Source organism: Rhizobium sp. A22-96 (assembly GCF_053521805.1).
This window is the reverse complement of the sequence record NZ_JBNWDQ010000005.1, coordinates 26,743-49,701: the sequence shown is the minus strand read 5'-3', so window position 1 is coordinate 49,701 and position 22,959 is coordinate 26,743. Positions and strand designations below refer to the sequence as shown.

Genomic DNA, 22,959 nt, shown 5'->3' with positions numbered 1-22,959 from the left:
TATGTATGTTGCCGTTAAGGGTGGCGAAGCCGCCATTGCCAATGCTCACCGGCTGCTGGCCGACCGTCGCCGCGGCGACCGCTCGCTGCCGGCTGTCGGCATCGACCAGATCGTCGCGCAGCTTGCGCTGGCGGTCGATCGCGTCATGGCCGAAGCCTCGCTTTTTGACCGCGCGCTGGCGGCACTTGCCGTTCGCCAGGCCCGCGGCGACATGATCGAAGCGATCTTTCTTCTCAGAGCCTACCGCACGACGCTGCCGCGCTTCGGCTATTCCCAGCCGCTGGACACGGCAGCCATGAAGATCGAACGCCGCATCTCCGCCACCTACAAGGACCTGCCGGGCGGCCAGCTTCTCGGCCCGACTTTCGACTATACGCACCGCCTGCTCGATCCCAGCCTACTCACCGACGAGCAGGTGGACGAGCCGATGCAGCGGCCGGCCGAACAGGGCCGCGTCATGCGCGTCTCGGAAATCCTCAGCCAGGAAGGCCTGATCGAGGGCGACGGCAATATGCCGCTCGACCACGAGATCGGCGACCTGACGCGCGAGCCGATGGAATTCCCGATGACCCGTGACCTTCGCCTGCAGGCGCTTGCCCGCGGCGACGAAGGCTTCCTGCTGGCGCTCGGCTATTCGACCCAGCGCGGCTATGGCCGCAACCATCCGTTCACCGGCGAAATCCGCATCGGCGAAGTCGAAGTGGAATTCGACGTGCCGGAACTCGGTTTTGCCGTCTCGCTCGGCCGCATCCAGGTGACCGAATGCCAGATGGTCAACCAGTTCGCCGGCTCGGCCAAGGCACCGCCGCAATTTACCCGCGGTTACGGGCTGGTCTTCGGCCAGAGCGAGCGCAAGGCCATGGCCATGTCGCTGGTCGACCGGGCGCTGCGGGCCGAAGAACTCGGCGAGGACATCACCGCGCCGGCACAGGACGAGGAATTCGTCATCTCGCATTCCGACAACGTGCAGGCGACCGGCTTCGTCGAACATCTGAAGCTGCCGCACTATGTCGACTTTCAGGCCGAACTCGACCTGGTGAGGCGCATGCGCCGCGATTTCGAAGCCGCTCGCGAAAGCGGCATGGACCCCATGACGGAGGCAGCCGAATGACCGAACTGGCCACCTACAATTTCGCCTATCTCGACGAACAGACCAAGCGGATGATCCGCCGAGCTATCCTGAAGGCGATCGCCATTCCCGGCTATCAGGTTCCCTTCGCCTCGCGCGAAATGCCGATGCCTTACGGCTGGGGCACCGGCGGCGTGCAGCTGACGGCGGCCATTATCGGGCCGCACGATGTGCTGAAGGTCATCGACCAGGGTGCTGACGATACGACCAACGCCGTCTCGATCCGCGCCTTCTTCCAGAAGGTTGCCAACGTCGCCGTCACCACGCGCACCGACGAGGCGACAATCATTCAGACACGTCACCGCATCCCGGAAGCCAAGCTCGGCCCGAACCAGGTGCTCGTCTATCAGGTGCCGATCCCCGAGCCGCTGCGTTTCCTCGAACCGCGCGAGACCGAGACCCGCAAGATGCACGCGCTCGAGGAATATGGCCTCATGCATGTGAAGCTCTACGAGGACATTGCCCGCAACGGCCGCATCGCCACCACCTATGCCTATCCGGTCAAGGTTGCCGGCCGTTACGTGATGGACCCGTCGCCGACGCCGAAGTTCGACAATCCGAAAATGCATCTGTCGGATGCGCTGCAGCTGTTCGGCGCCGGTCGTGAAAAGCGCATCTATGCCGTGCCGCCATACACCGAAGTCGTGAGCCTCGATTTCGACGATCATCCGTTCGAGGTGCAGCGCTTCGACAAGCCCTGCGCCCTTTGCGGCGCCGAGCAGGTCTATCTCGACGAGGTGATCCTCGACGACAAGGGCGGCCGCATGTTCGTCTGCTCCGACACCGATTTCTGCGAGGACCGCCGCGCCCATGGCCATGCTGGGTCGATGCTCGCAGCCGATGGATTGCCTGGTAGCAAGGAGGCTGCCGAATGACCGATACACCGCTTCTGAAAGTCAAGGACATCTCGAAATTCTACGGCAGCCGCATCGGGTGCCGGGATGTGTCCTTCGAGCTTTGGCCGGGCGAAGTGCTCGCCATCGTCGGAGAATCCGGCTCCGGCAAGACGACGCTGCTCAACTGCATCTCGACGCGGCTGCTGCCAACAACGGGCAGCGTCGAATATCATATGCGCGACGAGACCTATCGTGACCTGTTCCGCATGAGCGAGGCCGAACGGCGCTTCCTGATGCGTACCGACTGGGGCTTCGTGCATCAGAACCCGGCCGACGGCCTGCGCATGACGGTGTCTGCCGGCGCCAATGTCGGCGAGCGGCTGATGGCCATCGGCAATCGCCACTACGGCAACATCCGCAACACGGCCATCGACTGGCTGGAACGGGTGGAAATCGACGCCGACCGCATCGACGATCAGCCGCGCGCCTTCTCCGGCGGCATGCGCCAGCGCCTGCAGATCGCCCGCAATCTGGTGACCGGCCCGCGCCTGGTGTTCATGGACGAGCCGACCGGCGGCCTTGACGTTTCGGTGCAGGCCCGCCTGCTCGACCTCGTTCGCGGCCTCGTCAACGATCTCGGCCTGTCGGCGATCATCGTTACGCACGACCTCGCCGTCGCCCGGCTTCTGTCGCACCGCATGATGGTGATGAAGGACGGATACGTCATCGAGCATGGTCTGACCGACCGCGTGCTCGACGATCCGCGCGAACCCTATACGCAACTGCTCGTCTCTTCGATCCTGCAGGTCTGAGGAAATATCATGGCAACCCCACTCGTCGTTTCCGAAGTCTTCAAAAGCTTCACCATGCATCTGCGTGATGGCCTGCGTCTGCCCGTCGTCGCCGATGTCTCCTTCTCGGTCGCATCCGGCGAATGCGTCGTGCTCGGCGGCCCGTCGGGCATCGGCAAGAGCTCGCTGCTGAAGATGATCTATGGCAATTACGCCGTCGACAACGGCCAGATCCTCGTCACGCACAAGGGTAAGATCGTCGATCTCGCCACCGCCGATCCGCGCACCGTGCTTGAAGTGCGCCGGCAGACCATGGGCTATGTCAGCCAGTTCCTGCGCACCGTGCCGCGCGTCGCCGCCATAGATGTCGTCGCCGAGCCGCTGCTCGCTCGCGGCGTGGCGGCAGCCGATGCCCGCGAAAAGGCAGCCGGCCTGCTTGCGCAGCTGAACCTTCCGCAGGAGCTTTGGCAACTGCCGCCTGCCACTTTCTCCGGCGGCGAGCAGCAGCGCGTCAACATCGCGCGCGGCTTCATCACCGACCACGCCATCCTGCTCCTCGACGAGCCGACAGCCTCGCTCGACGCCCGCAACCGCGCCGTCGTCGTCGACATGATCGAGCAGAAAAAGCAGGCGGGCGTTGCCCTTCTCGGCATCTTCCATGACGAGGAAGTGCGCGAAGCCGTTGGCAGCCGCATTCTCGACGTCTCACAATTCTCGCCGAGAAAGGCAGCCGCATGAGCCGCAAGCTGGGCGAGACGCCCTTCATCAGCCCGACGGCCAGCGTCAACAATTCGACGCTCGGCCGCTACACCGAGGTGTCCGACCGCTGCCGCATCGACGAAACCGAGATCGGCGATTATTCCTACATCATGCAGGACGGCGCGGTCTGGTGTGCGACCATCGGCAAGTTCGTCAACATCGCCGCTGCCGTTCGCATCAACGCCACCAACCATCCAACATGGCGCGCGACGCTTCACCATTTCACCTATCGCGCCGCCGACTACTGGCCGGACGCCGATATGGAGACCGACTTCTTCACCTGGCGTCGCGAGAACCGGGTCGTCATCGGCCATGACGTCTGGATCGGCCACGGGGCGACCGTGCTTCCGGGTGTCACGGTCGGCAACGGGGCCGTCATCGGCGCGGGTGCAGTCGTCTCCAAGGATGTCGCTCCCTATGCGATCGTCGGCGGCGTTCCGGCCAAGCTGATCCGCGAGCGTTTCACTCCCGAGGTCGGCGCACGTATGGACAAGCTCGCCTGGTGGGATTGGGATCATGATCGCCTGCGCACGGCGCTGGCCGACTTCCGCGCCCTTTCGGCCGAGGATTTTCTGGATCGTTACGACGCCTAAGGACGGTTTTCGCCCTGACCGGGCTTGCACGGGGCCGGCAGGCGTCACAGCCTCAGGCTATCTGTCGAGCCCGAGTTTAGGGGAGGCCTCTTCATGGCAAAGCAGTTTTCCAGCATCGACGACCGGCTGCGCGATTTCATCGCGCGGCAACACATCTTCTTCACGGCATCCGCGGCTGCCAATTCGCGGGTCAATGTCTCGCCGCGCGAGACGCTATGCCTGCGCATCATCTCGCCGAACACGGCCATCTATCTCGACCGCACCGGCAGCGGCAACGAAACCTCCGCCCATATGAAGGCCGATGGCCGGCTGACCATCATGTTCTGCGCAATGCAGGGGCCGCCGATGATCCTGCGCCTCTATGGTCGCGGCAGGATTATCCATCGACCACTCCCCGAATACCGCGAATTGCTGCACGCACATTATGCCGGAGACGAGCCGCTCGGCGCTCGGCAGATCGTGTGGCTGGACATCGATCTCGTGCAGACATCATGCGGTTTCGGCGTGCCGCTGTTTTCCTATGAGGGCGAAAGACCGAGCCTCGATCAATGGGCCAAAGCCAAAGGTCCGGACGGTATTGAGGAATACCGGCGCGAGAAGAATGTCCTCAGTATGGATGGTTTGCCGACGGGCTTATTTGACGGCTAAAGACAAGCAAAGCTCTCAGCCGGCTAATATTGCAAAATCGGCGAGAATTGTAACAGCACTTACATAAAACTGACATTGGAGCTTCATGAAGCGGGACTAATCGGTTGCCTTGTGGTTGGCGCCAACCCCCTCGAAACTCCTTTCGAGGCAGGGTCATGCGCCCATTCTTAGCACCGGTACCGCTGAAATTTTTGCAGCCCGGCAGCCGCGAAAGGGAAGCACTATGTTCGAACTCAGGAACGTCTCGCGCCGGTTTGGCAACAAGCTCGCTGTCGATTCCGTGACTTTGGACATACCGCAGGGACAGATGGTCGGCGTTATCGGCCGCTCCGGTGCCGGCAAGTCGACCCTGCTGCGCATGATCAACCGCCTGGCCGATCCGAGCTCCGGCTCCATCCATTTCTCCGGCGTCGAAGTCTCGAAGCTCAGAGGCCGCGCGCTGCGCAGCTGGCAGCGCGACTGCGCCATGATCTTCCAGCAGTTCAACCTGGTGCCGCGCCTCGACGTGCTGACCAACGTCATGCTCGGCCGCCTCAACCAGCGCTCGACCATCATGAGCCTTCTGTCGGTCTTCACCCGCGAAGAGCGCATCGAAGCCATCGCCGCGCTGGAACGCCTCGGCATCGAGCAGACGGCACTGCAAATGGCCGGCACGCTTTCCGGCGGCCAGCAGCAGCGCGTCGCCATCTGCCGCGCCCTGATGCAGCAACCGAAGATGATGCTCGCCGACGAGCCGATCGCCTCGCTCGATCCGCTCAATGCCAAGATCGTCATGGACGCGTTGCGCGACATCAACGAGCGCGAGGGCATCACCGTCATCACCAACCTGCATACGCTGGATACGGCCCGCAACTATTGCGAACGCATCATCGGCATGGCGGCCGGCAAAGTCGTCTTCGACGGCAAGGCATCCGAACTGACGGCTGCGGCCGTCAAGGAAATCTACGGCACCGACAAGGATGGTGCCGGGATCGACGAAACCATGACGTCGACATCAATCAATTTAGCCGATCCGGCCGCACAGGCAGCGGCCATCGAATCTGCCGGCCCGCAACCGCTGGCACTGGCCGGTCTCTGAGAGGGACCGGGATCGACAGCCCGCGTCAAGGGCACATTCTTCTAGACCGAAGGCATCCGGGGACACCGGTTAATCAGGAGACGAACCCAATGTTGAAGAAGACTCTTCTCGCAGCCACGGCGCTTCTCGCGCTCGCTGGCGGCGCTGCAAACGCCGCAGACCTCAAGGAATTCCGCGTCGGCATTCTCGGCGGCGAAAACGAAGCCGACCGCCTGCGCAACTATGCCTGCCTTGCCGACCACCTGAAGAAGGAATTCGGTTTCGAGAAGGTATCGCTGTTCCCGGCCGCCGATTATGACGGCGTTATCCAGGGCCTTCTCGGCGGCACGCTCGACTTCGCAGAACTCGGTGCTTCCGGCTATGCAGCCGTTGCCATCAAGGACCCGAAGGCCGTTACCCCGATCCTGACGACCCAGCAGACCGACGGCTCGACCGGCTACTACTCGATCGGCCTCGCTCTGAAGTCCTCCGGCATCAAGACCATCATGGACGCCAAGGGCAAGAAGCTCGGCTATGCCGATCCGGACTCCACCTCGGGCTACCTCGTTCCGCTGACGCAGATCCCGAAGACCACCGGCGTTCCGAACGACAAGTTCTTCGCCTCGACCCAGTTCAACGGCGGCCACGAGAACAACCTGCTCGCCGCTTATGACGGCAAGGTCGACGTTGCTGTCGACGACTCCTCGGGCGTTGGCGATTTCAAGGACGGCTTCACCTCCGGTACCTTCCGCAAGGAAGTCGACAAGGGTGCAGTCGACCCGAACAAGCTCGTCGAAGTCTGGCGTTCGCCGCTCATCCCGAACGGCCCGCTCGTTGTTCGCAACGCTCTCGGCACCGAATGGCAGGCAAAGCTTTCGGACTTCTTCATGAAGCTCCCGACGGCTGACGCCAAGTGCTTCAATGCTGTCGAAGGCGGCGATTTCAAGGGCTACGTCAAGGTGACCCCGGACTTCTACAACGCTGTTATCGACGTTCGTAAGGCTGCCATCGGCGGTTGATCCGCATTCCAATGACGGGGCGGCCGGCAACGGCCGCCCTTTTGCTATCACAAGGGCAGAATTCATGACGATCGCCGATACGCACCCGAACATGCAAAGCGCGCCGCAGAGCGCCAAGGAGATCGGCGACGCCTGGAGCAAGATGGTGGCCAAGCGGCGCCTCTACACCGGCATCGGCCTCGTGATCCTGCTTGTCGCCTTCGTCAGTTCCGTGCGCTTTGCCGACGAAAGCAATGCCGGCCATTTCTTCGAACGTCTGCCGCATCTCTTCGATTTCCTGAGCTGGCTTATCCCCAAGGACTGGAGCGACGTCTATCGCGCGCTCTTCGACCTGCCGAGCCCGAACGGGGCAAACGGCGCCGGCGGCGAGGAATTCAACTTTCCGCTCGGCCGCGTCTATGTCTGGGGCGATTTCTACATCCCTGAATATTTCGAGCTGATGATCATCACCATCAATGTGGCGCTGGTCTCGACCATCATCGGCTTCGTCTTCGCGGTGCCGATGAGCTTCTATGCCGCCCGCAACATGTCACCGTCCCATCCCGTCCGCTTGGTGACGAAGCGCATCATGGAATTCCTGCGCGCCTTCCCGGAAATCGTTATCGCCGGGCTGTTTTCGGCGATCCTGTCCATCGGACCGATCGCCGCCATCATCGCCGTCGGCCTGCACACGATCGGCGCGCTCGGCAAGCTGTTCTACGAAGTCGTCGAGAATATCGACATGAAGCCCGACGAGGGCATGCGCGCCGTCGGCGCGAGCTGGACCGAGCGCGTCCGCTTCGCAGCCCTGCCGCAGGTCCTGCCGAACTTCATGTCCTATGCGCTCTTGCGCCTCGAGATCAACGTTCGCGCCTCCACCATCATCGGCGCCGTCGGCGGCGGCGGCATCGGCGAGGAGCTGAAGCTCTCGATTTCGCGCGGCTTCGGCGCCAAGACAGTGGCGCTCGTGCTGCTGCTCTTCGTGACCATCATCGCCGTCGACCAGTTTTCCGCATGGCTCCGCCGCCGCCTCGTCGGCGAGCATGCCTTTCTTTTGCAGCATTGAGGTTGACCATGTCCGTCATCGACGCCGGCCGTATGCAGGAAATCGAAGCGCGCTACCCGGAGATTCTTCACCGGTCGTTCCGCCATCGCTTCGGCGCGCTGATAATGTTCATCGGCGTCATCCTTTATGGCTTCTATGCCGTCTGGTTCTTCGATCTGCCGAAAGTCATCGCTGAGGCGCATTGGGAGCGCGTCGGCATCTATCTCAGCGAGTGGGTGAGCTATGATGTTCAGCCGGAATTCCGCATCTCCGGCGACAAGATCAGCATCAAATATCCGCGCTTCTCGCCGCTGGGCGACAATCCGAACCCGGACTGGGTGAAGACCAACCCCGATGGCAGCATGACGGTCTCCGTCAGCGGCACGAGCCGCATGGTGACGGTGACGAAGACGCAGGCGATCGTCACGGCGCATGGCATCACCATCCCGATCGACATTACCGGCGACACACCGAAGCTTGTCGGCTCTGAGCCTGTTCCCAGCTGGATGACGGTCTATGACGACAATATCCTGGTCAATCTCGGCTTTGCCGGGGACGCCAGCATTTCCTCTGATCGCGTGAAGATCCGCAAGCGGTTCATCGGCTGGGCCAATTTCGTCTTCGACACGCATTCGCCCTTCTTCGACAAGCCGGCGGGCGAGGTCATCGGCCTGATCGTTTCCGGGCCGCGGCTCGATCCCGCGCAATCCAATCTGTCACTGGCGTTCGATAATGTCTGGAACAATGGCGCATGGCAGCATGGCGATGTCTGGACCAAGCTGTTCCAGACCATCGTCATGGCGTTCCTCGGCACGCTCCTCGGCTCGCTCGCGGCCTTCCCGCTCGCTTTCCTCGCGGCCCGCAACATCACGCCCAACCGGCTGCTCAATCAGGTCCTGAAGCGTTCCTTCGACTTCCTGCGCTCGGTCGACATGCTGATCTGGGCGCTGTTCCTGACCCGCGCCTTCGGCCCCGGCCCGCTTGCCGGCAGCGGCGCGATCTTCCTCACGGAGACCGGCACGCTCGGCAAGCTCTATTCCGAAGGCCTTGAGAACATCGACAACAAGCCGCGCGAAGGCGTGAAATCCACCGGCTCGTCGACGATCCTGGTGCATCGCTACGGCATCATGCCGCAGATCGTGCCGGTCATCGTCAGCCAGACGCTCTACCAGTGGGAATCCAACGTGCGCGGCGCGACCATCATAGGCGCCGTCGGCGCAGGCGGTATCGGCCTGAAACTTTGGGAAGCGATGCGCACCAACGCCAATTGGGAAAACGTCGCCTACATGGTGCTGCTGATCCTGCTCGTCGTCTTCCTGTTCGACGCCGCATCCAATGCTTTGCGCTCTCGCCTGATGGGCACGCGGGTTAAATAAAAAACAGCGAGAAAAATCTCCAGAGATCATCATTTTGTCACGGGAATCCGGTAGCGCAGGCCCGGCAAGATCGTATCGGCCGAACCGGATTTAGCCGGATTCGGTCCGAGGCTGCCTTGCTGCTCTTGCGGTTTGTCGCAAATCACCCAACAGTGTCCCGCGCAGCCGATTTTTCCAGGGAATACAGCATTGCGCTATGCTCTTTATTTCACGCCGCCCAAAGACGATCCGTTGACGTCGCTTGCCTCTCGCTGGCTGGGTCGCGATGCATTTTCCAATGAGATTTTTTCCGACAAGGCGATCGGCCCGGTGCCGGACGGTCATGCGGAATTGACCGCCGATCCCCGCCGCTACGGCTTCCATGCCACGCTGAAGGCGCCTTTCGAGCTTGCGACATCGGTGAATGAGCGCGACCTGCTCGAAGTTGCCGCCGATTTTGCCTCGCGGACCAAGGCATTCGTCATTCCGGAGCTGGTGCTTGGCCAGCTCGGCCACTTCTTCGCCCTCGTGCCGGGCTCGCTTTACCAGCCGCTGCAGGATTTCGCCTCGAGCGTCGTGAAGAGCTTCGAGCCGTTCCGCGCGCCACTTTCGCAATATGACATCGCCCGCCGCAACCCCGAAGAAATGACCGAACCGCATCGCGCCAATCTGCTGCGCTGGGGCTATCCCTACGTCAACGACGAGTTTCGCTTCCATATGACTTTGACAGGGCGTGTCCCCGCCGAGCGTCAGGCTGAAATGCACGAGGCACTGCGTGAGCGTTTCGCCGACCATACCGGCAAATCGCTCGACATTTCCGGCCTCGCCATCTTCGTCGAAGAAGAGCGTGGGGCACCCTTTACCGTCCGTTCCTGGCTGCCGCTTGCCGACGCCTAAACCTGAAAGACCAGACATGACCAAAGAAACCGTCCTCTCCAATGCCCGCATCGTCCTCGAAGACAAGATCGTCGAAGGCTCGGTGCTGATCCGCGACGGACGCATTGCCAGCATCTCCGAAGGCAAGTCCGACATCGGCGAGGATTTCGAGGGCGATTTTCTGATCCCCGGTCTGGTCGAGCTGCATACGGACCATCTGGAATCCCACTATTCGCCGCGTCCGGGCGTGCGCTGGAACAAAACGGCAGCCATTCAGGCGCATGACGCCCAGATCGTCACCTCAGGCATCACGACAGTATTCGATTGCCTGCGCATGGGCTCCGACGAAGATGGCGGTTTCGAAAAGGGCGAGATGCGCGATATGGCCGACGCCATTCAGGCGGCCCAGCGCGAAGACCGGCTGCGCGCCGATCACCTCATCCACCTGCGCTGCGAGGTCTCTTCCGACAACGTCCTCGATCACTTCCACGACTTCGAGAAAGACGCCTATGTCCGGCTCGTCTCGCTGATGGACCATGCGCCCGGCCAGCGTCAGTTCCAGACCATGGATCAATACATTTTCTACTACCAGAAGAAGCGCGGCCTCAGCGACGAGGTCTTTGCCCGTTTCGTCGCCAAGCGCCAGGAAGAATCGGCCAAATATGCCAAGCCGCACCGCGATGCGATTTCCAAGGTCTGCTCCGAGCGCGGCATCACCATCGCCAGTCATGACGACGCAACGCTTGCCCATGTCGACGAAGCCGTTGCCTATGGCGTCCGCCTGGCGGAATTCCCGACCAGCATCGACGCCGCCAAGGCATCGCATGGCGCCGGCATGAGCGTGCTGATGGGCGCCCCGAACATCGTGCGCGGCATGTCGCACTCCGGCAATATCGCCGCCCGCGATCTGGCCGAACTCGGCGTGCTGGACGTACTCTCCTCCGATTATGTGCCGCTCAGCCTGCTGCATGCGCCGTTCATCCTCGCCGACGAAGTCGAGGGTATCTCGCTTCCGCAGGCCATCGCCATGGTCACGGCAACGCCGGCAAGGACGGTCAGCCTGAACGATCGCGGCCGCATCGCCGAGGGCCTGCGCGCCGATCTGGTTCGCGTTCGCCGCGATCATGGTGTGCCGGTTACCCGCGCAGTATGGCGAGAAGGACGTCGGGTCGCATGAACGCGGACGCCAACATCAAGCCGGCTAATCACGGCCTGCCGGATGCAGCCACAGGCGTCATGGCCGTTGTCGTTGGCCCGAGCGGCGCCGGCAAGGATACGCTGATGAACCTCGCCGCCCGGCATTTCGCCGGCCGGCCGGATATCCACTTCGTCCGCCGCGTCATCACCCGCGATGGCGATGCCGGCAACGAGGACCACAGAAGCGTTTCCGACGCGGATTTCGATGCCATGGAAAAGGCCGGCGCCTTTGCCGTTTCCTGGGAGGCACATGGGCTGAAATACGGCATTCCCGCCGATGTCTTCGATGAGCTTGCGCGCGGCAATCTGGTCATCGCCAACGGCTCGCGCTCGGCGTTACATCATTTCGAGGCCGCATTCCCGCGCCTGAAGATCATCAACATCACGGCTACGCGCGAAGTGCTTGCGGAACGGCTGATCGCACGCGGGCGCGAGAACCGTGAAGATGTGCTCAAGCGCCTGGAACGGAGTGCGCTGACCGTTCAAGGCAGCTACGACGTGACCGATATCGACAATAGCGGCACGCTCGAAGAGGCCGAACAGGCAATCATCTCCGCGCTGGAAACGCTGATCCGGAAATAGGCGTTTGTGTCAGGCCCGGATCATAGCAGTGAATTCGTAGCTATGTCGGGTCGCGAGCCTCCCCTACCTCATGCTGAGGTGCCTTGGCGCGCAAGCGTCAAGGCCTGGAAGTACGAGGTGGCCCGGTAGAATATCTCCACCCGCCCTCGTGGTTCGAGGCTTCGGCCCTTCGACAAGCTCAGAGCCTGCGCACCTCACCATGAGGAGTGACCTCCTCGCCGTGCCCGATATGGCCTCAGTGTGCCTCGTCCCAATTATTGGCAGCGCGGGCATCGACCTTCAGCGGCACGGCCATGTCCACGGCCGGCATGGCGGCATTTTCCATGACCGAGACGATGATCGGCGTCGTGCGCTCGACATCGGCATCCTCCACTTCGAAGATCAGTTCGTCGTGCACCTGCAGCAGCATGCGAACGCGATCGCCAAGTCCGGCCGAAGCCAGTGCCGGCTCCATCTTGATCATGGCGCGACGGATGACATCGGCGGCAGATCCCTGGATCGGCGCGTTGATCGAGGCGCGCTCGTTGAAGGCACGCACAGACGGATTGGAGGAACGGATTTCCGGGAAATGGATGCGGCGGCCGAAGATGGTCTCGACATAGCCCTTGTCGCGCGCCGTCTGCTTGGTGCCGTCCATGTAATCGCGGATGCCGGGGAAGCGCTCGAAATACTTCTTGATGTAATCGCCCGCTTCCGAGCGTTCGATGGAGAGCTGGTTGGCAAGACCGAAGGCGGAAATGCCGTAGATGATGCCGAAGTTGATCGCCTTGGCGCGGCGGCGAACCTCGCTCGGCATGCCCTCGACCGGCACGCCGAACATTTCGGACGCCGTCATCGCGTGAATGTCGATGCCGTCTTCGAAGGCCTGCTTCAGCTGCGGGATGTTGGCGACATGCGCCAGCACGCGCAGCTCGATCTGGCTGTAATCGGCCGAAACCAGCTTGTGGCCTGGGGTCGAGATGAAGGCCGTGCGGATCTTGCGGCCCTCCGCGGTGCGCACCGGAATATTCTGCAGGTTTGGCTCGGAGGACGACAGACGCCCGGTCGTGGTCGAGGCCAGCGAATAGGACGTATGCACGCGCTTCGTCTGCGGATGCACATAGGTCGGCAGTGCATCGGTATAGGTCGATTTCAGCTTGGTGAGCTGGCGCCAGTCGACGATCTTCCGTGGCAGCTCGAAGCCGGCCGCCGCCAAGTCTTCCAGCACCTGCGCCGAGGTCGACCATTGGCCTGTCTTAGTCTTGCTGCCGCCGGCCAGCCCCATCTTGCCGAAGAGGATGTCGCCTAGCTGCTTGGGAGAGCCGATATTGAAGCGTTCGCCAGCCAGCGTGTAGACTTCATCCTCCAGCCGCGCAGCACCCTGCGCCAGTTCGCCGGAGAGGCGTGACAGGATTTGCCGGTCGATGGTGATGCCGCGCTCTTCCATATGAGCGAGTACGGGCACCAGAGGCCGCTCCAGCCGCTCGTAGACGGCGGAGAGTTTTTCCGCCGCAAGCCGCGGCTTCAGCACCAGCCACAGACGCAGGGTCACATCCGCATCCTCGGCGGCATAGGCCGTGGCGCGGTCGATATCGACGAGATCGAAAGTGACGTTGGATTTACCGCTGCCGGCCACGTCCTTATAGGCGATCGGCTTGTGGCCGAGCCAGCGTTCGGACAGGCTGTCCATGCCGTGAAGGGCATTGGAGCCGCCGTCGAGCACATAGGACAACAACATCGTATCGTCGAAGGCCTTGGTCTCGATGCCGTAGCGCTTCATCAGCAGGTAATCGTATTTAAGGTTCTGCGCGATCTTCAGGATGGAGCTATCCTCGAGCAGATCCTTCAATCGCGCCAGCGCATCGCGCAGCGGAATCTGATTGTCGGCGAGCCCGCCACCGAGCAGATCGCCGACGCCGGTCTTGTGGCTGAGGGGCACGTAAGCCGCGCGAATGGAGGCACCCGTGGGATCGTTCTTGTTATCCGCGATCGCCAGCGAAAAGCCGACGATCTCAGCCTGCATGACATCGAGCGATGTCGTTTCCGTATCGAAGGCGACGATGCCGGTCTCGCGGGCATCGGCGATCCACCGATCGAGAGTAGCGATATCGCGGATGGTCACGTATTTCGAATGATCGATCGGCGCGGTGGCGAAGCTTGCGGCGCGCGCAGTGGCAAGGTCGGTCGGCTCGGTCTGTCCCTCGACAGCCAGCCGCGGCTTTACCGCCGGCGCCGGAGCGGAAGCACCCTCGGTGGCAACTGCGCTGCCGGCAACGGGTTCGGCATTGTCTGCGACATCGAGATCCGGGCCATGCGCGGCGTCAGCAAGCTCGACCTTGACTTCGGACGGTTCGATCGTGGCCGGGTCGCAATCGCAAGCATCGGCGACGCGGCGCGTCAGCGAGGTGAATTCCATTGCCTTCAGGAAGCCGACCAGTTTCGGGCCGTTCTGCGGCTCGAGCACCAAAGCGTCGAGTTCAAGCTCCAGTGGCACGTCGGTTCTCAGCGTCACCAGCTGCCGGGAAATCCGCGCAAGTTCGGCGTTGGCGATGATGTTCTCGCGGCGCTTCTGCTGCTTGATTTCCTCGGCGCGGGCAAGCAGCGTGTCGAGATCGCCGAATTCTTCCAGAAGCTGCGCCGCCGTCTTCGGGCCGATGCCGGGGATGCCGGGCACGTTGTCGACCGAATCGCCGGTCATGGCCTGCAGGTCGATCATCTTGTCCGGCGTCACACCCCATTTCTCGATGACGTCGGGAATGCCGATCTGCTTGTCCTTCATGCTGTCATACATGTGGACCGTCGGGGTGACGAGCTGCATCAGGTCCTTGTCGGACGAGATGATCGTGACATCGGCACCTGTGGCTTCGGCCTGGCGGGCATAGGTGGCAATGATGTCGTCGGCCTCGAAACCATCGGTCTCGATGCAGGGCAGATTGAAGGCGCGGGTCGCCTGGCGGATGAGCCCGAATTGCGGGATCAGCTCCTCTGGCGGGGCCGAGCGGTTTGCCTTGTAATCGGGGAAAATTTCCTTACGGAAGGTCTTCGAGGAATAGTCGAAAATGACCGCAAAATGGGTCGGCGTCACCCCGACCGATGTATCACGCGCCGAAGTCAGCAGCTTCCACAGCATGTTGCAGAAACCGGAGACGGCACCGACAGGCAATCCATCGGACTTGCGCGTCAGCGGCGGCAGGGCGTGAAAGGCCCGGAAAATGAAACCGGAGCCGTCGACGAGGAAGAGATGATCACCTTTTTTCATGGAAGCATGGATAGCGTGGCGCACCTCCAACGTCCATATAAACTTGTGTTTTGCACCCTTGCGGGAGAGCCAAATCTCTCACCGAAACGTTACTAAGTTTTAATTGATCTAATCTGCGCATTCCCTTGAAAAACCACATTCGAAACCTCAAATCATACTCACCGGCGATTGATACGCCGCGGGTCTGACAACCGGCCTGTCCCCCGCCATGTCAGACTTGGACAAAGGCCTATCCCCTCTCCGGGCCTTTGTCCCCCTTTCTGAGCCGCCATGGCGCCCTCCAGGCCATGGCGGCTTTTTCATGAGAAAAATACACCTCTTGCTTGTAAAAAAATTCGACAAAGTTGCTGATTTCAGGCCTATCCGTACCCAAGATTTGCTGATTGTCTTGGTTATGAATTATCGGCATACTTGCAATCATGGGATTTAATCGGATGGACTCCGCGGCTTATCTTGCCGGTCAAATGGCGAAGGCATTTGCTCGCGCATTACAGCAACGCGCAGCCAAACTCGGCTTCTCACCCGGCCAGTTTCCGATCCTTCTGGAATTGTGGTCCGAGAACGGGTTGACGCAAAAACAACTGCTTGAGCGTGTCGATATCGAACAGGCGACGATGGCCAACACGCTGTCGCGCATGGAACGTGACGGGCTGGTCGAGCGCCGCCCGCACCCGTCGGACAAGCGGGCGCAACTGATCTTCCTGACGGAGAAAGCCGCTGCTATCGAGGCCGAGGCTATCGAGGCTGCAACGGCTGCCGACACGAACCTTTTAAAGGGTTTCCGCAGTTTCGAGCGCGAACTGCTGCTCGAATATGTCAGGCGTATCCTGGAGAACGCCAAGCATCTCTAGGCTTAACCCACGGCCTTCTCCGGCATGGGGAACTGTGCGCTCGGACCAACATCCGGCTTGCCGAAGAATATCCCCTGCAGCTGGGCGCAGCCCTCTTCGATGACGATGCGGCGCTGGGTTTCGGTTTCCACACCCTCGGTCACAACAGGCATGTTCAGGCTGTGGCCGAGACCGATGATCGCGCGCACGATCGAGCGTGCCGCCGGATCATGTTCCAGAGCGCCGGTGAAGCTGCGATCGACCTTGATCTTGTCGAAGGGGAAGGAACGCAGATTGCTGAGCGAGGAAAAACCGGTACCGAAATCGTCCATGACGACCCGGACGCCAAGGCGGTGCAGCCGCTGCAGCGTCGCGATGACAGCCGTGCGTTCACGCATCAGAGCCGCCTCAGTGATCTCCAGCTCCAGCCGTTTCGGATCGAGGCCGGCTTTCCGAAGGATGCGCTCGATCTGGTCGTAGAGCGTCGGGATCATGAATTGCAGCGGCGACAGATTGACGGCGACGCTTGCCGGCTCACTCCAGAGGGCGGCTTCCTGGCATGCCTGCTCCAGTACCCATTCACCGATTGCCGCAATCGAGCCGCTCTCCTCGGCGATCGGAATGAAGGTCTCCGGCTCGATGATCCCCCGGTCGGGATGTTTCCAGCGCAGCAGGGCTTCGTAGCCGGTGACGCCGTCGCTGCCGACATCGTAGATCGGCTGGTATTCAAGATAGAGCTGCTTGCGCAGGATGGCCTGCCGCAGGTCGTTTTCGAGCTGGCGGCGGGTGCGCACGGCCTTGTCCATTTCAGCGTCGAAGAAGCAGGCATGCCCACGGCCGCCACGCTTGGCGCGATAAAGCGCCGTATCCGCATTCGCATAAAGCTGCTCGGCACTGGCGCCGTCGCGCGGGTAGATGGCGATGCCGAGGCTGACGCCGACCGCAGTCGGATCGCGTGCAGTATCCATCTCCACTGCAAATTCCGCAAGAATGCGCTCGGCAAGGCGCGTGGCGCCGTCAGATCGCTGACGCAACGGCTGGATGATGGCGAATTCGTCGCCGCCCAGCCTTGCCACCGTGTCCCCCTCCTCGGAGGCGCGCTGCAGGATGCCGGCGACCTTGCAGAGGATCCGATCGCCCTCGGCGTGACCGAAGACATCGTTGATCGCCTTGAAGCGGTCGAGGTCCAGGCAGAAGATCGCGACTTCGCCGCCCTTGCGGCTTGCCATTTGCAGCGCCTGGCGCATGCGCTGGTCGAAGAGCGAGCGATTGGGAAGATCCGTCAGTATATCGTGATGCGCCAGATGCTCGATCATCTGCTGCGCCTGCCGGCGCTCTGTCAGGTCGCGCACCACAAGCACGCTGCAATCATGGCCACGATAGGTGATGGAGCGGATCACGGTTTCCACAGGGATGGCCTTGCCGTCCCGCCCTGACAGCGTGGTCTCGAGCGGGATCGCGGTCTCCGCATAGGTGTCCATATCGATCATCAGAAAGGCCTCGGCCGGTGCGCCGATGACCTGCTGGGCGGACCATCCGGAAATGGCGAAGAACCGCTCGTTCGCATCGATCACCCGGCCATCGCGAAGAACGAGCAGTCCCTCCAGCGAGGCATTGGCAAAACCGCGAAGGTCAGTGAGGTGACGGTCGACGAAGATAGCGCCGAGCGCGATGAGGATCAGCCCGGTCGCCGCCGCCATAACGATGCCGGCAAGGATGCTTCGGTCGATGGAAAGAGGCATCACTTCCGTGCCCGCCTCTGGCGTCAACGTGACACCGCTCATCGCCGTGAAGTGCAGCGCGCAGATCGCCAAGACCAGGAGAAGAGTGCCGGCAAGGATGCGCTTGACGCCGTGAAGGCCGCGAAAGGCTAGGAAGGAAAATGAGGCAAAGCCGACGCCGACGGCAACGGCAGCAACGACGCGCGGCATGCTGTAGGAGAGTTCTGCGGACGCTTCGATGGCCTGCATGCCGGTGAAATGCATGGCGGCTATGCCCAGCGCCATCAGCACACCGCCAACGGTGAACGAGGCCGCGTTATCCCACTCGAACGCAACAGCAATGGCAAGCCACGAACCGGCGATCGCGAAAACGACAGACAGCACGGTCAGTGAAAGACCATAGGTGATGGGCAGGCTGCCCTCATATGCCAGCATCGCGATAAAATGCGTCGCCCATATGCCGACGCCGCTGGCAAAAGCTGCGGCGGTGATCCAATATCGACGCTGGTGCGACCGGCACTCCTGCGCGCGTGCAAAGAGAAGCATGGTGGCAAGGCTGCCGATCAGGCAAATAATCGCCGCGACAAGAATCAACCGGATGTCGTGTTCGTCACGAATGCATGCAATCACTGAAAACATTTTTAGTCTCCAGAATACTCTTCTGGATTGAGGTTATTTCTAATACTCTAAAAAACTTGTAAACTACATACGCAACTAATCACATAAACATTCCCCCCGATCCGAAGACGCAAGCTACGGTAAATTTTCGGTTTTAACGCCTCGAAACCGACAGGGCTTTGGTCTATCGTCCCTCCAAATCTCATGTAAGGAGTCGGACATGACCGATCTATCGCCCGTTCTCGATCGCGCCGATCAGAACCTTCCCTCCAGCCTCGACAAGCTCTTCGAATTGCTGCGCATCAAGTCCATTTCCACGGATCCGGACTTCAAGGCGGAATGCCGCAAGGCGGCGGAATGGCTGGTCGGCTACCTGAATTCGCTGGGCTTCACCGCTTCGGTGCGCGACACGCCCGGCCATCCGATGGTGGTGGCTCACCACGATGCCGGCAGCGCCAACGCTCCGCATGTACTTTTCTATGGTCACTACGACGTGCAGCCGGTCGACCCGATCGAATTGTGGGAAAGCGATCCCTTCGCGCCCGAGATCAAGGACATGGGCAATGGCCGCAAGATCCTGACCGGTCGCGGTACCTCCGACGACAAGGGTCAGCTGATGACCTTCGTCGAAGCGGTGCGCGCCTATAAGGAAACCAGGGGCGCGCTGCCCGTGAGCATCACCATCCTGTTCGAAGGTGAGGAAGAATCCGGCTCGCCTTCGCTGAAGCCCTTCCTCGAAGCCAATGCCGCCGAACTGAAGGCGGATTTCGCCCTGGTTTGCGATACCGGCATGTGGGACGGCGATACGCCGGCGATTTCGGCCGGCCTGCGCGGCCTTGTGGGCGAGGAAATCGTCGTCACGGCTGCCGACCGCGACCTGCATTCGGGCCTCTTCGGCGGCGCTGCCGCCAATCCGATCCATATCCTCACCGATATCCTCGCCGGCCTGCATGACGAGACGGGGCGCATCATGCTTCCCGGCTTCTATGAAGGCGTCGAGGAAACACCCGCCAATATCAAGGCCTCGTGGGAGAAGCTCGGCATGACGGCCGAGAAATTCCTCGGCGAAGTCGGCCTGTCGATCCCCTCGGGCGAGAAGGGCCGCTCGGTGATGGAACTCACCTGGGCGCGACCGACGGCGGAAGTGAACGGCATCTGGGGCGGCTATACCGGCGCTGGCTTCAAGACGGTGATTGCGGCCAAAGCATCGGCGAAGGTTTCCTTCCGGCTCGTCGGCCAGCAGAACCCGGCGGCCATCCGCGAAAGCTTCCGCGCCTATGTGCGTTCCAAGATACCGGCGGATTGCTCGGTGGAATTCCATGAGCATGGCGGTTCGGCGGCAATCCAACTCTCCTATGATTCGCCTGTGCTGACTAAAGCGAAGACGGCGCTTTCCAGCGAGTGGCCGCAGCCTGCCCTCATCATCGGCATGGGCGGCTCGATCCCGATCGTCGGCGACTTCCAGAAGATGCTGGGCATGGAATCGCTGCTCGTCGGCTTCGGCCTCTCCGACGACCGCATCCATTCGCCGAACGAAAAGTACGAGCTGCGCTCCTACCACAAGGGCATTCGCTCCTGGATCCGCATCCTCGACGCGCTCGCAGTCTAAACGATCGGCCGGGACGCGTGCCTCTTTGCGCGTCCCGTCCTCACTCCCGCCTCGATGACGTTTAAGCTGTCATCCGGACCGAGCGACGGCAGGCCTGCTCTCGCGTCTTTTGGCCACGATCGATGAGATAGAACATGGGAATCTGGATCGATACCGACATGGGGTTCGATGACATCGCCGCCATCCTGGTTGTCGCGCATTCGAAGCTTACTATCGACGGTGTTTCGCTGGTAAGCGGCAACGCTCCGCTATCGCATGTCCAAGCCAATGCGGCGAGTGCCGCCGCCGTCTTCGGCTGGTCTTTTCCCATTCACACCGGCCGCGAATTGCCGGTGCTCTGCAAGCTGGAGACGGCGCAAAGCATTCTCGGCCAGACCGGCATTCCGACAACGGGCCGGAGCCTGCCGCCCGCCAATCCGTTGCCGTTGAGCAATGCCTTTACCGCACTCTGCGATTGGCTTGCCGATGGCGCGGGACCGAAACGCATCCTCGCGCTCGGTCCGCTGACCAATATCGCCGCCCTCGCGCTCGCCCGCCCGGAACTGGCCGCCCAGATCGATGAGCTGACCTGGATGGGCGGCGGCGTCACTTCGGGCAATCACACTGCCTCTGCAGAGTTCAACGCCTTCGCCGACCCAGAGGCGCTGGCAATCGTGCTGGCACATGGCCTGCCGCTCAGGATGATCGACCTCGACATCTGCCGGAAGGTGCTGGCCTGGCCCGAGGATGTAGCCCGCCTGCGCAAAACATCAGGCGAAAAGGCGCAGCTGCTTGCCGATCTTCTCGAAGGTTACGTCAACATCGCCATCAGCCGCGGCCGGCCGGCCATGGCCGTGTACGATCCGACGGCGGCGGCCATTTTCGTCGCGCCCGAGATAGCAACGCTTCGCCACGCACGGATCGAAGCCGAATTGCACGGGCAGCACACGCGCGGGCGCACCGTCGTCGAGACGCGCGCCTCGCATGGTGCCTTCAACGCCCATTTCGCGGCCGAAATCGATGCCGACAGGGCGCGTTCCATCATATTCGATGCCCTGCAGCGAGAGGCCGGCCGATGACCCGAGATTTTTCCGGCGAGCCTGCCGATCTCAACACGCCCGACCTGCGGGCACGCGCAGTCGCCGCCGCCCGAGGCGATGCGCCCTTTGACTTGCTGATCGCAGGCGGCCTCATTGTCGATATCGTGACCGGCCGGATCCGCGCCGCCGATATCGGCATTGTCGGTCCGCTGATCGCCAGCGTGCATGCGTCGGGCAGCCGCGTGGATGCGGCGCGGACGATCGACGCAGCCGGATGCTTTCTTTCGCCCGGCCTGATCGACACGCATATGCACATCGAAAGTTCGATGGTGACGCCGGCTGTTTACGCCAAGGCCGTGCTGCCGCGCGGTGTGACGACCATCGTCTGGGATCCGCATGAACTCGGCAATGTCCATGGGCTCGACGGCGTGCGCTGGGCAATCGACGCAAGCCGGCAATTGCCGATCCGCGTGATACCGCTAGCGCCCTCCTGCGTGCCCTCCGCTCCGGGGCTCGAGTTGGCGGGCGCCGATTTCGACGCGACGGCGATGACCGAGATGCTCTCGTGGCCCGAGATCGGCGGTATCGCCGAAGTCATGACAATGCGCGAGGTGATCAACGGCGATCCGCGCGCCATCGGCATCGTCAATGCCGGGCTGCATTCGGGCAAGATGATCTGCGGCCATGCCCGCAGCCTAGAGGGCAGCGACCTCAACGCTTTTATGGCGGCCGGTGTCACCTCGGACCATGAACTGACGTCGGGAGCCGATCTGCTTGCCAAGCTATCGGCAGGATTGACGATCGAGATGCGCGGTTCGCATGATCATCTCATGCCGCAATTCGTCGAGACCATCAACGAACTCGGCTTTCTGCCGCAGACCGTGACGCTCTGCACCGACGACGTGTTTCCCGACGAACTCCAGGACGGCGGCGGCCTTGATGACGTCATGCGCCGCCTCGTGCGCTATGGGCTGAAGCCCGAATGGGCATTGAGAGCCGCGACCCTGAATGGTGCCATGCGGCTTGGCCGAAACGACCTTGGCCTGATTGCGGTCGGGCGCCGTGCCGATATCGTGCTCTTCGAAGATCTTGAGGCCTTCAAGGCCCGGCATGTGATCACCAACGGCGTGCTGGCGGCCGAAGACGGCCGGATTGTCGGCACCATTGCCGGGATCGATCCGCAGCCACTGCGCGATTCGATCAAGCTCGCAGCGCTTAGCGAGAATGATTTCCGCGTGCCCGCAACGGGCGGCCGCGTGCGGCTCGCGACCATCGACCGGCCCCGCTTCACCCAATGGGGTGAGGTCGAGGCTGATGTGGAAGACGGTTTCGTCGTACCGCCGGCCGGAACCATGATGCTGGCCGTCGCCCACCGCCATGGCAAAGCCGATAGCCGGCCACGGATCGGCTTTCTCACCGGTTGGGGCGAATGGCGCGGTGCCTTCTGCACGACGGTATCGCACGACAGCCATAACCTCGCGGTCTTCGGCGGCAATATCAGTGACATGACGCTCGCCGCCAATGCCGTTATCGCGGCCGGCGGCGGCATGGCGGTTGCGCGCGATGGGAAGGTCGAGGCGCTGCTGCCGTTGCCGCTCTCCGGGCTGGTGAGCGATGCCCCGCTTGACGAAATCGCCGATGCCTTCCGCGCTATCCGTGGCGCAATCGACGGTATCGTCGACTGGAGCCCGCCCTACCTCGTCTTCAAGGCCTGCTTTGGCGCGACGCTTGCCTGCAATGCCGGACCGCACCAGACGGATCGCGGGATCGCTGATGTCGCGACGGGGCGGGTGTTGGAGACGCCGGTGCTTGGGGTGATTTAGGCTTCCTTATCCAGTATCAACTATGCGTTTGCGGAGAGTGTGCACCCCCCTCTGTCACTTCGTGACATCTCCCCCACAAGGGGGGAGATCGTTGGGAGTTTGCGGCTCGTTACCCGTTAGGCAATAGGCTGCATTTTCAACGGATTCGATATTCGATTGAGGTAAAGAGTGCCTGCGAGTTACCAATCTCCCCCTTGTGGGGGAGATGTCACGATAGTGACAGAGGGGGGTATCA

Annotated in this window: 19 protein-coding genes; 17 read left to right on the top strand and 2 right to left on the bottom strand. The window is 61.9% G+C overall.

Annotated elements, in window-relative coordinates; genetic code table 11:
• Nucleotide 1 precedes the first annotated feature (1 nt).
• The 13 genes from ACQZ6F_RS21700 (at nucleotide 2) to phnN (ending at nucleotide 11,866) form a co-directional block, all read left to right on the top strand.
• Complete coding sequence (locus ACQZ6F_RS21700; protein ID WP_068401019.1) at nucleotides 2–1,111, top strand: carbon-phosphorus lyase complex subunit PhnI; 1,110 nt, start codon at nucleotides 2–4, stop codon at nucleotides 1,109–1,111.
• The gene (locus ACQZ6F_RS21695; RefSeq protein ID WP_267553922.1) at nucleotides 1,108–2,004 is read left to right on the top strand and encodes an alpha-D-ribose 1-methylphosphonate 5-phosphate C-P-lyase PhnJ; all 897 of its coding nucleotides are present in this window, start codon (nucleotides 1,108–1,110) and stop codon (nucleotides 2,002–2,004) included. The genes ACQZ6F_RS21700 and ACQZ6F_RS21695 overlap by 4 nt, the downstream gene beginning before the upstream one ends.
• Nucleotides 2,001–2,777 carry a phosphonate C-P lyase system protein PhnK gene (phnK, locus tag ACQZ6F_RS21690; protein ID WP_077468333.1) on the top strand — a complete coding sequence of 259 codons (777 nt, stop codon included), beginning with the start codon at nucleotides 2,001–2,003 and terminating at the stop codon, nucleotides 2,775–2,777. The genes ACQZ6F_RS21695 and phnK overlap by 4 nt, the downstream gene beginning before the upstream one ends.
• Nucleotides 2,778–2,786: 9 nt before the next feature.
• Nucleotides 2,787–3,494 (top strand): phosphonate C-P lyase system protein PhnL, encoded by a 708-nt coding sequence (phnL, locus tag ACQZ6F_RS21685; protein ID WP_077468332.1) that lies wholly within the window; start codon nucleotides 2,787–2,789, stop codon nucleotides 3,492–3,494.
• The gene (locus ACQZ6F_RS21680) at nucleotides 3,491–4,108 is read left to right on the top strand and encodes a DapH/DapD/GlmU-related protein (protein WP_267553926.1); all 618 of its coding nucleotides are present in this window, start codon (nucleotides 3,491–3,493) and stop codon (nucleotides 4,106–4,108) included. The genes phnL and ACQZ6F_RS21680 overlap by 4 nt, the downstream gene beginning before the upstream one ends.
• Nucleotides 4,109–4,201: 93 nt before the next feature.
• Entirely contained in the window at nucleotides 4,202–4,756 is a 555-nt protein-coding gene (locus ACQZ6F_RS21675; protein ID WP_077468331.1) for a pyridoxamine 5'-phosphate oxidase family protein, read from the top strand.
• 223 nt (nucleotides 4,757–4,979) lie between these two features.
• On the top strand, nucleotides 4,980–5,834 hold the full coding sequence (gene phnC / locus ACQZ6F_RS21670; RefSeq protein ID WP_068401037.1) for a phosphonate ABC transporter ATP-binding protein: 855 nt from the start codon (nucleotides 4,980–4,982) through the stop codon (nucleotides 5,832–5,834).
• A gap of 89 nt (nucleotides 5,835–5,923) precedes the next feature.
• Nucleotides 5,924–6,832, top strand: a complete 909-nt coding sequence (phnD, locus tag ACQZ6F_RS21665) for a phosphonate ABC transporter substrate-binding protein (RefSeq protein WP_077468330.1) — start codon at nucleotides 5,924–5,926, stop codon at nucleotides 6,830–6,832.
• A 64-nt stretch (nucleotides 6,833–6,896) separates the two neighbouring features.
• Nucleotides 6,897–7,877, top strand: coding sequence for a phosphonate ABC transporter, permease protein PhnE (phnE, locus tag ACQZ6F_RS21660; RefSeq protein ID WP_077468329.1), 981 nt, complete (start codon nucleotides 6,897–6,899; stop codon nucleotides 7,875–7,877).
• Nucleotides 7,878–7,885: 8 nt separating this feature from the next.
• On the top strand, nucleotides 7,886–9,232 hold the full coding sequence (phnE, locus tag ACQZ6F_RS21655; protein ID WP_449096044.1) for a phosphonate ABC transporter, permease protein PhnE: 1,347 nt from the start codon (nucleotides 7,886–7,888) through the stop codon (nucleotides 9,230–9,232).
• 189 nt (nucleotides 9,233–9,421) lie between these two features.
• Entirely contained in the window at nucleotides 9,422–10,108 is a 687-nt protein-coding gene (locus tag ACQZ6F_RS21650) for a DUF1045 domain-containing protein (RefSeq protein ID WP_449096045.1), read from the top strand.
• Between the two features lie 16 nt (nucleotides 10,109–10,124).
• On the top strand, nucleotides 10,125–11,264 hold the full coding sequence (locus tag ACQZ6F_RS21645; protein WP_449096046.1) for an alpha-D-ribose 1-methylphosphonate 5-triphosphate diphosphatase: 1,140 nt from the start codon (nucleotides 10,125–10,127) through the stop codon (nucleotides 11,262–11,264).
• Complete coding sequence (phnN, locus tag ACQZ6F_RS21640) at nucleotides 11,261–11,866, top strand: phosphonate metabolism protein/1,5-bisphosphokinase (PRPP-forming) PhnN (RefSeq protein WP_449096047.1); 606 nt, start codon at nucleotides 11,261–11,263, stop codon at nucleotides 11,864–11,866. Before ACQZ6F_RS21645 ends, phnN begins: the two co-directional genes overlap by 4 nt.
• A gap of 235 nt (nucleotides 11,867–12,101) precedes the next feature.
• Here the strand turns inward: phnN and polA are convergent, their stop codons facing one another.
• Nucleotides 12,102–15,104, bottom strand: coding sequence for a DNA polymerase I (polA, locus tag ACQZ6F_RS21635; RefSeq protein WP_449096048.1), 3,003 nt, complete (start codon nucleotides 15,102–15,104; stop codon nucleotides 12,102–12,104).
• Nucleotides 15,105–15,538: 434 nt separating this feature from the next.
• Between polA and ACQZ6F_RS21630 the strand changes: the two genes are divergently transcribed.
• Nucleotides 15,539–15,955 carry a MarR family winged helix-turn-helix transcriptional regulator gene (locus tag ACQZ6F_RS21630; RefSeq protein ID WP_077468325.1) on the top strand — a complete coding sequence of 139 codons (417 nt, stop codon included), beginning with the start codon at nucleotides 15,539–15,541 and terminating at the stop codon, nucleotides 15,953–15,955.
• 2 nt (nucleotides 15,956–15,957) lie between these two features.
• On the opposite strand, the gene ACQZ6F_RS21625 is transcribed toward ACQZ6F_RS21630, so the two are convergent.
• Complete coding sequence (locus ACQZ6F_RS21625; RefSeq protein ID WP_449096049.1) at nucleotides 15,958–18,294, bottom strand: bifunctional diguanylate cyclase/phosphodiesterase; 2,337 nt, start codon at nucleotides 18,292–18,294, stop codon at nucleotides 15,958–15,960.
• Nucleotides 18,295–18,493: 199 nt separating this feature from the next.
• On the opposite strand from ACQZ6F_RS21625, the gene ACQZ6F_RS21620 reads away from it, so the two are divergent.
• From ACQZ6F_RS21620 to ACQZ6F_RS21610, 3 genes are all read left to right on the top strand, one after another.
• Nucleotides 18,494–19,882 (top strand): M20/M25/M40 family metallo-hydrolase, encoded by a 1,389-nt coding sequence (locus ACQZ6F_RS21620; RefSeq protein ID WP_449096050.1) that lies wholly within the window; start codon nucleotides 18,494–18,496, stop codon nucleotides 19,880–19,882.
• A gap of 134 nt (nucleotides 19,883–20,016) precedes the next feature.
• Nucleotides 20,017–20,940 carry a nucleoside hydrolase gene (locus tag ACQZ6F_RS21615; RefSeq protein WP_449096051.1) on the top strand — a complete coding sequence of 308 codons (924 nt, stop codon included), beginning with the start codon at nucleotides 20,017–20,019 and terminating at the stop codon, nucleotides 20,938–20,940.
• A complete protein-coding gene (locus tag ACQZ6F_RS21610) occupies nucleotides 20,937–22,724 on the top strand; it encodes an adenine deaminase (protein WP_449096052.1) in 1,788 nt (595 codons plus the stop codon). Before ACQZ6F_RS21615 ends, ACQZ6F_RS21610 begins: the two co-directional genes overlap by 4 nt.
• The last annotated feature ends 235 nt before the right edge of the window (nucleotides 22,725–22,959 follow it).

Excerpts from the sequence above, each read along its gene's own strand:
- ACQZ6F_RS21675 (WP_077468331.1), top strand. The coding sequence starts at position 4,202 with ATGGCAAAGCAGTTTTCCAGCATCGACGACCGGCTGCGCGATTTCATC.
- ACQZ6F_RS21620 (WP_449096050.1), top strand. The coding sequence starts at position 18,494 with ATGACCGATCTATCGCCCGTTCTCGATCGCGCCGATCAGAACCTTCCC.
- phnN (WP_449096047.1), top strand. The coding sequence starts at position 11,261 with ATGAACGCGGACGCCAACATCAAGCCGGCTAATCACGGCCTGCCGGAT.
- ACQZ6F_RS21615 (WP_449096051.1), top strand. The coding sequence starts at position 20,017 with ATGGGAATCTGGATCGATACCGACATGGGGTTCGATGACATCGCCGCC.
- ACQZ6F_RS21630 (WP_077468325.1), top strand. The coding sequence starts at position 15,539 with ATGGACTCCGCGGCTTATCTTGCCGGTCAAATGGCGAAGGCATTTGCT.
- phnL (WP_077468332.1), top strand. The coding sequence starts at position 2,787 with ATGGCAACCCCACTCGTCGTTTCCGAAGTCTTCAAAAGCTTCACCATG.
- phnD (WP_077468330.1), top strand. The coding sequence starts at position 5,924 with ATGTTGAAGAAGACTCTTCTCGCAGCCACGGCGCTTCTCGCGCTCGCT.
- ACQZ6F_RS21680 (WP_267553926.1), top strand. The coding sequence starts at position 3,491 with ATGAGCCGCAAGCTGGGCGAGACGCCCTTCATCAGCCCGACGGCCAGC.
- ACQZ6F_RS21700 (WP_068401019.1), top strand. The coding sequence starts at position 2 with ATGTATGTTGCCGTTAAGGGTGGCGAAGCCGCCATTGCCAATGCTCAC.
- ACQZ6F_RS21625 (WP_449096049.1), bottom strand. The coding sequence starts at position 18,294 with ATGTTTTCAGTGATTGCATGCATTCGTGACGAACACGACATCCGGTTG.
- phnK (WP_077468333.1), top strand. The coding sequence starts at position 2,001 with ATGACCGATACACCGCTTCTGAAAGTCAAGGACATCTCGAAATTCTAC.
- ACQZ6F_RS21695 (WP_267553922.1), top strand. The coding sequence starts at position 1,108 with ATGACCGAACTGGCCACCTACAATTTCGCCTATCTCGACGAACAGACC.
- phnE (WP_077468329.1), top strand. The coding sequence starts at position 6,897 with ATGACGATCGCCGATACGCACCCGAACATGCAAAGCGCGCCGCAGAGC.
- phnE (WP_449096044.1), top strand. The coding sequence starts at position 7,886 with ATGTCCGTCATCGACGCCGGCCGTATGCAGGAAATCGAAGCGCGCTAC.
- ACQZ6F_RS21610 (WP_449096052.1), top strand. The coding sequence starts at position 20,937 with ATGACCCGAGATTTTTCCGGCGAGCCTGCCGATCTCAACACGCCCGAC.
- ACQZ6F_RS21645 (WP_449096046.1), top strand. The coding sequence starts at position 10,125 with ATGACCAAAGAAACCGTCCTCTCCAATGCCCGCATCGTCCTCGAAGAC.
- polA (WP_449096048.1), bottom strand. The coding sequence starts at position 15,104 with ATGAAAAAAGGTGATCATCTCTTCCTCGTCGACGGCTCCGGTTTCATT.
- phnC (WP_068401037.1), top strand. The coding sequence starts at position 4,980 with ATGTTCGAACTCAGGAACGTCTCGCGCCGGTTTGGCAACAAGCTCGCT.